General features: G+C 71.2%; 11 protein-coding genes. 10 read left to right on the top strand and 1 reads right to left on the bottom strand.

Features of this window, described 5'->3' with window-relative positions; all coding sequences use genetic code 11:
* Nucleotides 1-384: 384 nt before the first annotated feature.
* The 10 genes from P2L57_RS38060 to P2L57_RS38015 all read left to right on the top strand — a co-directional run bounded on the left by P2L57_RS38060 (nt 385) and on the right by P2L57_RS38015 (nt 8,857).
* Complete coding sequence (locus P2L57_RS38060) at nt 385-1,299, top strand: Rossmann-like and DUF2520 domain-containing protein (protein ID WP_275822805.1); 915 nt, start codon at nt 385-387, stop codon at nt 1,297-1,299.
* Complete coding sequence (gene panC, locus P2L57_RS38055; protein WP_275822803.1) at nt 1,296-2,150, top strand: pantoate--beta-alanine ligase; 855 nt, start codon at nt 1,296-1,298, stop codon at nt 2,148-2,150. The genes P2L57_RS38060 and panC overlap by 4 nt, the downstream gene beginning before the upstream one ends.
* A complete protein-coding gene (locus P2L57_RS38050; protein ID WP_275822801.1) occupies nt 2,147-4,036 on the top strand; it encodes an L-aspartate oxidase in 1,890 nt (629 codons plus the stop codon). Before panC ends, P2L57_RS38050 begins: the two co-directional genes overlap by 4 nt.
* Nucleotides 4,033-5,052, top strand: a complete 1,020-nt coding sequence (nadC, locus tag P2L57_RS38045) for a carboxylating nicotinate-nucleotide diphosphorylase (RefSeq protein ID WP_275822799.1) — start codon at nt 4,033-4,035, stop codon at nt 5,050-5,052. The genes P2L57_RS38050 and nadC overlap by 4 nt, the downstream gene beginning before the upstream one ends.
* Nucleotides 5,052-5,849: a type III pantothenate kinase gene (locus P2L57_RS38040; protein WP_275822797.1), complete on the top strand. Its 798-nt coding sequence runs from the start codon at nt 5,052-5,054 to the stop codon at nt 5,847-5,849. The genes nadC and P2L57_RS38040 overlap by 1 nt, the downstream gene beginning before the upstream one ends.
* Nucleotides 5,850-6,133: 284 nt before the next feature.
* Nucleotides 6,134-6,979, top strand: a complete 846-nt coding sequence (locus tag P2L57_RS38035; protein WP_275822795.1) for a hypothetical protein — start codon at nt 6,134-6,136, stop codon at nt 6,977-6,979.
* Nucleotides 6,980-7,067: 88 nt separating this feature from the next.
* Complete coding sequence (locus P2L57_RS38030) at nt 7,068-7,262, top strand: hypothetical protein (protein WP_275822793.1); 195 nt, start codon at nt 7,068-7,070, stop codon at nt 7,260-7,262.
* 65 nt (nt 7,263-7,327) lie between these two features.
* Nucleotides 7,328-7,735 carry a BlaI/MecI/CopY family transcriptional regulator gene (locus P2L57_RS38025; protein ID WP_275822792.1) on the top strand — a complete coding sequence of 136 codons (408 nt, stop codon included), beginning with the start codon at nt 7,328-7,330 and terminating at the stop codon, nt 7,733-7,735.
* 9 nt (nt 7,736-7,744) lie between these two features.
* Entirely contained in the window at nt 7,745-8,296 is a 552-nt protein-coding gene (locus P2L57_RS38020; RefSeq protein WP_275822790.1) for an amino-acid N-acetyltransferase, read from the top strand.
* 225 nt (nt 8,297-8,521) lie between these two features.
* On the top strand, nt 8,522-8,857 hold the full coding sequence (locus P2L57_RS38015) for a histone-like nucleoid-structuring protein Lsr2 (protein ID WP_275822788.1): 336 nt from the start codon (nt 8,522-8,524) through the stop codon (nt 8,855-8,857).
* Here P2L57_RS38015 and P2L57_RS38010 read toward each other — a convergent pair.
* A complete protein-coding gene (locus P2L57_RS38010) occupies nt 8,788-9,426 on the bottom strand; it encodes an SCO3374 family protein (RefSeq protein ID WP_275822786.1) in 639 nt (212 codons plus the stop codon). The two genes, P2L57_RS38015 and P2L57_RS38010, sit on opposite strands and share 70 nt — an antisense overlap.
* Nucleotides 9,427-9,738: the final 312 nt, after the last annotated feature.

Raw genomic sequence — 9,738 nt, 5'->3', positions numbered from 1 at the left:
CTGGAGTCCGTCAGGGCACGCGTCGGCGCGGGGGGCGCGTAGGGGTTCGCGGGGGCCCCGAAACCCCCCACGCCGCCGCGCGCAGGAGCCCGCTGGGGACGTGGGGGGGTGTCCCCGCCGGGTGGGGACCAACCTCCCCAGCTGGATCGGTAGCGGGGGGGGGCCCCCCCCCGCGTAGACCCCCCCCCGCGGCCCCGACCCGCGGCCGGTCGGGCGCGGGTCGGGCGGGACGGCGCGATACGGAACACGGCAACGGGTGGGCGGGCGGGCGAACCCCCAAACGCCAGCGCGAGCGCACCCGTAAGGGGAAGCCTCAGAATGGGCCTCGCGTAGCATTGGAGGGTCCGGTACCCCCCGAGGACTGGAACGGAAGGCCACTGCCGAGTGAACACCCACCGAATCACCGAGTCCGCCGAGTCCCGCCCGGCGCGGCTCTCCGTAGGTGTGGTCGGGGCCGGCCGGGTCGGCCCGGCCCTCGGCGCCGCGCTTCAGCTGGCCGGGCACCGGCCGGTCGCCGTCTCCGGCGTCTCCGACGCCTCACGCCGCCGCGCCGAGGCCCTGCTGCCCGGCGTGCCGCTGGTCGAGCCCGACGAGGTGCTGGCCCGCGCCGACCTCGTACTGCTGACGGTGCCGGACGATGTGCTGCCCGGCCTGGTCGCCGGGCTGGCCGAGACCGGTGCCATCCGCCCCGGGCAGCTGCTGGTGCACACCTCGGGACGGTACGGAACCGCCGTACTCGACCCCGCGCTGCGCGCCGGTGCGCTGCCGCTCGCGCTGCACCCGGCGATGACCTTCACCGGTACCAGCGTGGACGTACAGCGGCTGGCCGGATGCCCGTTCGGTGTCACCGCGCCCGAGCAGCTGCGGCTGGCCGCGGAGGCGCTGGTGGTGGAGATGGGCGGCGAGCCGGAGTGGATCGCTGAAGAGGCCCGTCCGCTCTACCACGCGGCGCTCGCCATCGGCTCCAACCATCTGGTCACCCTGGTCGCCCAGGCCCGCGAGCTGCTCACGGTGGCCGGGGTGCAGAACCCCGGCCGGATGCTCGGCCCGCTGCTGGGCGCCTCCCTGGACAACGCGCTGCGCTCCGGCGACCAGGCGCTCACCGGCCCGGTCGCGCGCGGCGACGCCGGCACCGTCGCCGCCCATGTCGCCGAGCTGCGCAAGGCCGCTCCCGGCGCCGTCAACTCGTACCTGGCGATGGCCCGGGCGACCGCCGACCGGGCGATGGCCAACGGGATGTTGAAGGCGGAGCAGGCCGAGGCGCTGTTGGGCGTCCTCGCCGACGGAGGGAACGCATGACGGAGCTGGTGCACACCTCGGGTGAACTGGACGCGCTGGTGGCCGGCGCGTCCGGCCGGCTCGCCGTGGTGATGACGATGGGCGCGCTGCACGAAGGACACGCCACGCTGATCCGTACCGCCAGGGAGCGGGTGGGCGACGGCCGGGTCATGGTCACCGTGTTCGTCAACCCCCTGCAGTTCGGCCCGAACGAGGACCTCGACCGCTATCCGCGCACGTTGGACGCGGATCTGAAGATCGCCGAACAGGCCGGCGCCGACATCGTCTTCGCGCCCGGCACCGACGAGGTCTACCCGGGAGGCGAACCCCAGGTCCGGATCACCGCGGGGCCGATGGGCGAGCGCTACGAAGGCGCCTGTCGCCCCGGCCACTTCGACGGCATGCTCACCGTCGTCGCCAAGCTGCTCCACCTCACCCGGCCGGACGTCGCCTTCTACGGCCAGAAGGACGCCCAGCAACTCTCGCTGATCCGCCGCATGGTGGCCGACCTCAACTTCGGTGTGGAAGTCGTCGGGGTGCCCACCGTCCGCGAATCCGACGGCCTCGCGCTGTCCAGCCGGAACCGCTATCTGTCCGAGGACGAGCGGCGCACCGCCCTCGCGCTGTCCCGCGCCCTGTTCGCCGGGCGGGACGCGCTCGCCGACGGCCCCGAGGCGGTCCGCGAGGCGGCTCGCTCCGTACTCGACGCGTCCGACGGCATGGCCGTGGACTACCTTGCCCTGGTCGACCCGGCGGACTTCACCGAGGCCGCGCCCGGCCACACCGGCCCGGCGGTCCTCGCCGTCGCGGCCAGGGTCGGCACCACCCGGCTGATCGACAACCTTCCCCTGGAGTTCGGAGCCCGCTCATGAGCGACATACGGCTGCTCGCCCCGGCGCCCGGCTGGGCCATCGAGGCCGATGTGGTCGTCGTCGGCTCCGGCGTCGCGGGGCTGACGACCGCGCTGCGCTGCGCCGCCGCGGGGGCCAAGGTCACCGTCGTCACCAAGGCGAAGCTGGACGACGGCTCGACCCGCTGGGCGCAGGGCGGCATCGCCGCCGCGCTGGGTGACGGCGACACCCCGCAGCAGCATCTGGACGACACGCTGGTCGCGGGCGCCGGGCTGTGCGACGAGCCCGCGGTACGCACCCTGGTCACCGAAGGCCCGGACGCGGTACGGCGGTTGATCGCCTCCGGTGCGCGGTTCGACACCTCCGAGGCGACCGGCGAGATCCTGCTGACCCGCGAGGGCGGCCACCACCGCAGCCGGATAGCGCACGCGGGCGGCGACGCGACCGGGGCCGAGGTCTCCCGCGCGCTGGTCGAGGCGGTGCGCGTCGGGGTCCCCCATGCCGAGGGCACCGGGGTTCCCCATGCCGAGGGCCCCGGGGTTCCCCATGCCGAGGGCCCCGGGGTTCCCCATGCCGAGGGCCCCGGGGTCCCCCATGCCGAAGGCCCCGGGGTTCCCCATGCCGAAGGCCCCGGGGTTCCCCATGCCGAAGGCCGCGGGGTCCCCCATGCCGAAGGCCAGGGGAGGATCGAGACGATCGAGAACGCGCTCGTGCTGGATCTGCTCACCGACACGCGGGGCCGTACCGCCGGTGTCACGCTGCATGTGATGGGCGAGGGGCAGCGCGACGGCGTGGGCGCCGTGCACGCGCCCGCCGTCGTACTGGCCACCGGCGGCATGGGCCAGGTCTTCTCGGCCACCACCAACCCCGCCGTCTCCACCGGTGACGGTGTCGCGCTGGCCCTGCGGGCCGGGGCCGAGGTCTCCGACCTGGAGTTCGTCCAGTTCCACCCGACCGTGCTGTGGCTCGGCCCGGAGGCCGAGGGCCAGCAGCCGCTGGTCTCCGAGGCGGTACGGGGAGAGGGCGCCCATCTCGTCGACGCCGACGGCGTGCGGTTCATGCAGGGCCAGCACGAGCTGGCCGAGTTGGCCCCCCGCGACATCGTCGCCAAGGGCATCATGCGCCGTATGCAGCAGACCGGCGCCGAGCACATGTACCTCGACGCCCGGCACTTCGGCGCCGAGATGTGGGCCCGCCGCTTCCCGACGATCCTCGCCGCCTGCCGCGCCAACGGCATCGACCCGGTGACCGAGCCGATCCCGGTCGCGCCCGCCGCGCACTACGCCTCCGGTGGCGTACGGACCGATCTGCACGGCCGTACCACCGTGCCCGGCCTGTACGCGTGCGGAGAGGTCGCCTGCACCGGTGTGCACGGAGCCAACCGGCTGGCCTCCAACTCGCTGCTGGAAGGCCTGGTGTTCGCCGAGCGCATCGCCGACGACATCCTGGCCAACCCTCCGGCGGCCGGTGCGCCGGTCGTGCCCGGCCCCTCCGGTGATCCGCTGCTCGAGCACTCCGCGCGCTACGAGATCCAACGCGTGATGACGCGGGGCGCGGGCGTCCTGCGCAGCGCCGAGAGCCTGGCGCGAGCCGCCGCCGAGCTGGAGCGCATCCACACCCAGGCGGTCGAGGACCTGGAGCGCGACCACAAGACCGCCGAGCCCTGCGTGGAGACCTGGGAGGCCACCAACCTCAACCTGGTCGCCCGCGTGCTGGTCGCCGCGGCCCGCCGCCGTGAGGAGACCCGCGGCTGCCACTGGCGCGAGGACCGCCCTGACCGCGACGACCTCAACTGGCGCCGCCACCTGGTCGTTCGCCTGACCCCCGAGCGGACCCTGTCCGTTTCGCCCACCGCGACCGCAGACTTCCCGCCCGTCCACCGCAGCAACAGGGAGCCCCGCTCATGAGCACGCCCGACCTTCCCCTCCTCCAGATCGGCCGCCCGGGCCAAGTACCGGCCGACTCGGGGGGAGGCTGCGGTGACGCCTGCGGCTGCGGCGAATCCGAGGTGTACGACATCGATCCGCTGGAGTGCGGTCTCGACCCCGACCTTGCCGAGCTGCTCGCCGCCGCCGGACTCGACCCGGTGCAGGTCGAGGACATCGCGCACATGGCCATCGAGGAGGACCTCGACAACGGCGTGGACGTGACGACGGTGGCGACGGTGCCCGAAGACGCCATGTCGGTGGCCGACTTCACCGCCCGCGAGGCGGGTACGGTGGCGGGTCTGCGGATCGCCGAGGCGGTCCTTTCCGTGGTCTGCACCGACGAGTTCGAGGTCGAGCGGCACGTCGAGGACGGCGACCGGGTCGAGGCGGGCCAGGTGCTGCTGACCGTACGCACCCGCACCCGTGATCTGCTCACCGGCGAGCGCAGCGCGCTCAACCTGCTGTGCCGGCTGTCCGGCATCGCCACCGCCACCCGCGCCTGGGCCGACGCGCTGGAAGGCACCAAGGCGAAGGTCCGCGACACCCGCAAGACCACTCCCGGGCTGCGGGCGTTGGAGAAGTACGCGGTGCGCTGCGGCGGCGGCGTCAACCACCGGATGTCGCTCTCCGACGCGGCGCTGGTCAAGGACAACCACGTGGTCGCGGCCGGAGGCGTCGCCGAGGCGTTCCGGGCGGTGCGCGCGGAGTTCCCCGAGCTGGCCATCGAGGTCGAGGTCGACACCCTCCACCAGCTGCGTGAAGTCCTGGACGCCGGGGCCGACTTGATCCTGTTGGACAACTTCACTCCCGTGGAGACCGAGGAGGCGGTCGCGATCGTCGCGGGCCGCGCCCTCCTGGAGTCCTCCGGCCGTCTGACGCTGGAGAACGCCCGCGCGTACGCCGAGACCGGCGTGGACTACCTCGCGGTCGGCGCGCTCACCCACTCCTCGCCGATCCTCGACATCGGCCTGGACTTCAGGGCGGAGCAGAGCTGATGCTGCTCACCATCGACGTCGGCAACACCCATACCGTCCTCGGCCTGTTCGACGGCGAGGAGATCGTCGAGCACTGGCGGATCTCCACCGACGCGCGGCGCACCGCCGACGAGTTGGCGGTACTGCTGCAGGGGCTGATGGGCATGCACCCGCTGCTCGGCGACGACCTGGGCGACGGGATCGACGGCATCTCGATCTGCTCGACCGTCCCCTCGGTGCTGCACGAGCTGCGCGAGGTGACCCGGCGTTACTACGGGGACGTGCCCTCGGTGCTGGTGGAACCGGGCGTGAAGACCGGGGTGCCGGTGCTGGCGGACAACCCCAAGGAGGTCGGCGCCGACCGCATCATCAACGCGCTGGCCGCGGTCCATCTCTACGGCGGCCCGTGCATCGTGGTCGACTTCGGCACCGCCACCACCTTCGACGCGGTCTCCGCGCGCGGTGAGTACCTGGGCGGCGCGATCGCACCCGGCATCGAGATCTCGGTGGACGCGCTCGGGGTGCGCGGTGCGCAACTGCGCAAGATCGAGCTGGCCCGGCCGCGCAGCGTCGTCGGCAAGAACACGGTCGAGGCGATGCAGTCCGGCATCCTGTACGGCTTCGCCGGCCAGGTGGACGGCATCGGCGAGCGGATGGCCCGCGAACTGGCCGACGACCCGGACGACGTGACGGTCATCGCCACGGGCGGCCTCGCCCCCCTGGTGCTGGGCGAGGCCTCCATCATCGACGCCCACGAGCCCTGGCTGACCCTGATCGGTCTGCGCCTGGTCTACGAACGCAACGTGTCGGTGATGTAGCCCTTCGGGCGGGCTTTCGGGGTACGGCGCGGTTCGGCACGGCCGGGCTTCGTGGCGGCTCGCTGGTACGGGGGCTTGCCGCAAGCCCCCGAACCGCCGAACCACGGGGGGTTTGGGGGCTTGCCCCCAATAAAGATCCGCCGCAACGGTGAGCAACCACAACGGTGGAGTCCGGCGGTGTCGAACCCACCGGTACCCACCCGCGAATCCGCCCGAAGGGCAGTCCGCCGCGCCGTCACGGACAAATGCTGCGCATTTGTCCGTTAAGTACGTAAAGTCAGGCCATGCCCACGCCACACGGGTCCCGAGGCGGCATGGCGTTCAGCGCGGACGAGCTGCGGGTGCTCCGGCGCGCCCTCGCCGAGGCCCTTCTGACCGCACCCAGCGCGGCTCTTGCGGAGCGCGCCTCGGCCGAGATGCCACGCAGCCGCTCGGCCGCGCCCCCGGTCGAGTCCGCCCGCCGGGCGGTCAGGCCGAGCACCGCTCACGCGCCCACAGGTACGGCGCGTGAGCCGGGCGACGTCCATGAGTATCTGCGGCTCGCCGAAGCGCTGGACGAGGCGGTCCGCGAGAGCGACCGTCTGCGGTCCTTTCTCCGCGCCGACCTGGCGCGCTACCGGGAGGCCCTGCCCGGTACCGCGGCGGACTATCTGGAGCTGCTCGGCGAGGCGTTGGACGGCGGCTATCTGCCGACGCCCGAAGACCTCGCCGCGCTGAGGGAGTTGCGCCGACTGCCGTGCGGACCCGCTGAGTCGTACCGGAGGGAAGGTATGCGCCGACGTTGTGAAGACCTCGCCGAGCTTGCCGTACGCGCCCGGCTTGACCGCCGTACGCCGCGCCCGAGGCCCGCGGAATGGGGGCCCGCCCGGCCCGCCGACCGCAAGGGGCTGCTGGCGCTGCCCGGCGGCCGCTGCGAGGGCGGCGGGCCGGGGGGACGGGTCCTGGACGTGCTGATTCCGGTCCCTGCCTCCGGGAGCGCTCGCCCGGCCTCCGATTCCGGGCCGATCGCCGAACCGCCGCAGCCACCGCAATCCCCGGAGCCCGAGCGGCGTGTCCCCACCCCGGCGGAAATCTGGCCGCCGCGCCGCCGTGACACCGCACCTCCGCAGGAACGACGCGCCATCGGCTGACCTATCCCACCTCGGAGCCGAGCGCGATAACCCACTGGCCTACTCTGGGAGCCTTGACAGGGTTTCCTTCAGAAGGAGTGAGGCAATCGTGGACTACGTCTCCGCGCTGGTTCCGCCGGTGGTAATGGCGGTGGCCTTCACGTTCCTCGTGGTGACGATCATCAAGAACCAGGGCGGCGCCAACAAGGCCAAGGAGGACGCCGCCGTCGACGCGGCACTCGCGCGCGCCGAGGCGACCGGCCGCGCCGCTTCCACGACCGCTTCCGCGGAGCCCCAAAGTTAATACTTCGGGGCTCTGAGCGGCCCTGAAAATGCCGCATCAGAGACATTTGCCACTACTATTCTGCTGTGGCACGTCGATTGGGTGATCTCGAAGACGCGGTCATGACCAGGGTGTGGCACCGGAACCGCCCGGTCACGGTCCGCGAAGTGCTGGAAGACTTGCAGCAGGAACGGTCCATCGCCTACACGACGGTGATGACGGTAATGGACAACCTGCATCAGAAGGGCATGCTCCGCCGGGAACACGAAGGGCGTGCCTATCGCTATGAGGCGGTTTCCACCCGTGATGCGTACTCGGCCGCACTGATGCACGAAGGATGGGCCGCCAGCGAGAACCCGGCCGCCGCTCTCGTGCAGTTCTTCAGCATGATGTCGCCGGAACAACGCGAAGCCCTGCGGGACGCCTCCCGGATCGTCCAGCCGGAAGCGCCACCCGGCGAACCCGCCGGTACCCGGGAAGCGCCCGGGCGATAGCGTCCGGCTATGTCCTCAGCCTCTTCGCCGTCTTCGTCCTCGACACCTCTCATCGCAAATGAGGTGACCATCCGCCGGGCCAGGACGAGTGATGTGGCCGCGATCCGGCAGTTGCTCGACGGCTATGTACATGAACGCATCCTGCTCGACAAGCCCACCGTGACCCTTTACGAGGACATCCAGGAGTTCTGGGTGGCCGAACGCGACGCGGACGCGGAGGTCGTGGGCTGCGGCGCGCTCCACGTGATGTGGGAGGATCTCGCCGAGGTGCGAACTCTCGCGGTACGCCCGGACCTGCACGGCAAAGGCGTGGGACACCAGGTGCTCGGCAAGCTGTTGCAGACCGCGCGCTGGCTGGGAGTGCGCCGTATTTTCTGCCTCACCTTCGAAGTCGACTTCTTCACGAAGCACGGCTTCGTCGAGATCGGCGAGACTCCGGTGGACGGCGATGTCTACAGCGAGCTGCTGCGTTCCTATGACGAGGGCGTCGCGGAGTTCCTCGGTCTCGAACGAGTGAAGCCGAACACCCTGGGCAACAGCCGGATGCTCTTGCATCTGTGATCGCCGCACCCTGAGCAGTATTTTCCGCTAGATGTTGCCACCGGCATGACCCTGCTCCGGGTACGGGTATGTCCGAATCGCGCCATGCGGAACGTGGTACCTCCGTACTGGTGCGCGGTCGGCCACCGTCCAAGGGTTTGAGTTTTTCGGAGAAAAGCGGTTTCCTTTTCTCGTACTGCTTTATCCCGGGGAGTCCCCGGAGCCATATCGATGAAAGGGAAGCCCGTGGCACAGAAGGTCCAGGTCCTTCTCGTTGACGACATCACCGGTGGCGAGGCTGACGAGACCGTGACGTTCGCCCTCGACGGCGCGACGTACGAGATCGACCTCACCACGGAGAACGCGGACAAGCTGCGTGGCCTGCTCGCCGAGTACGTGGACGCGGGCCGGAAGACCGGTGGCCGCAGCCGTGGCCGCGGCCGGACCGTGCGCACCGCTGCCGCCAGCAGCCAGGACACCGCCAAGATCCGCGCCTGGGCGAAGGAGAACGGCTACGAGGTCAACGACCGCGGCCGGGTCCCCGCCACCATCCGCGAGGCGTACGAGAAGGCGCACGGCTGATTCGTCCGCGCTGAGAAGATCCGGGTTCGGTGGCACTCGGTGGCCACCGCCCCCACCAACGGCACCAGACCCGCAGGGCCGGTGCCGTTGACCACGTGGCCGTCCGCGCACACAGTCAGCGACGGCAGTGTCGGCTCCACCTCACACCCCGGTTCGGGAGGCCGTAGCCACACCGGGCGGTGCCGGTCATCAGCGGCCGCCGTACACGTGGCCGTACCCGGCCCGTATGCGGCCTCCCCCGGGACGGCGGGTGCGGGGATGCTTCCGCCCGTTCCCCGTACCGCCAGGTCCAGTTCGATGCCGCCCCATTCCAGCCAGTCGAGCAGCCCCGGCACCTCCTGCGCGCTGCCCGCCGCCACCAGCAGCAGGAGCCTTTTGCCCGCCAGGGCGACCGGGCCGGTGCGGGCGACCCTGCGCAGCACCGCGAGCCCCGCGGCGGCGGGCACGTCGATGACGTCGAAGCGCAGCCCGGTGAGCAGTTCCACCGGTGCGCGGCCGGATGTGGCCCATCCCAGCTCGCGTTCGTACCAGTCCCGCGTGCCGTGTCCCATGCCCGTAGCAACTGCCATCCCGCACAAGGGTTACGGAGCGCTGTACGGGCAATACGAAGAGTGATGACTCATCGGAGCGCATTCAGCGCTGAGCCAGCGCAAGGTTGTTCGCTGGTAGCAGACATGACGGATGTGCGCCGCATGGATTGTCACTGCAAGCGGGTAAGAAATACCTAGTGGGGAGGGATGGCGCGACCGCAGAACAGGCGGGCGTTCGCCACGGGCGTACGCAATAAGTGTTCATCCGCCTGGCCTGCGGGAACATCGTCTCGCACCATCGGGTTGGAGCTGTTGTCGGCTGTGAGGGCAGCGAAGCTTCTCACGGGTGTC

The sequence above is a fragment of the Streptantibioticus ferralitis genome, from assembly GCF_029223525.1.
Taxonomy (GTDB): Bacteria; Actinomycetota; Actinomycetes; order Streptomycetales; family Streptomycetaceae; genus Streptantibioticus_A; species Streptantibioticus_A ferralitis.
Note: the sequence above shows the minus strand (reverse complement) of the source record. Positions and strands in the feature narration are given on the sequence as shown.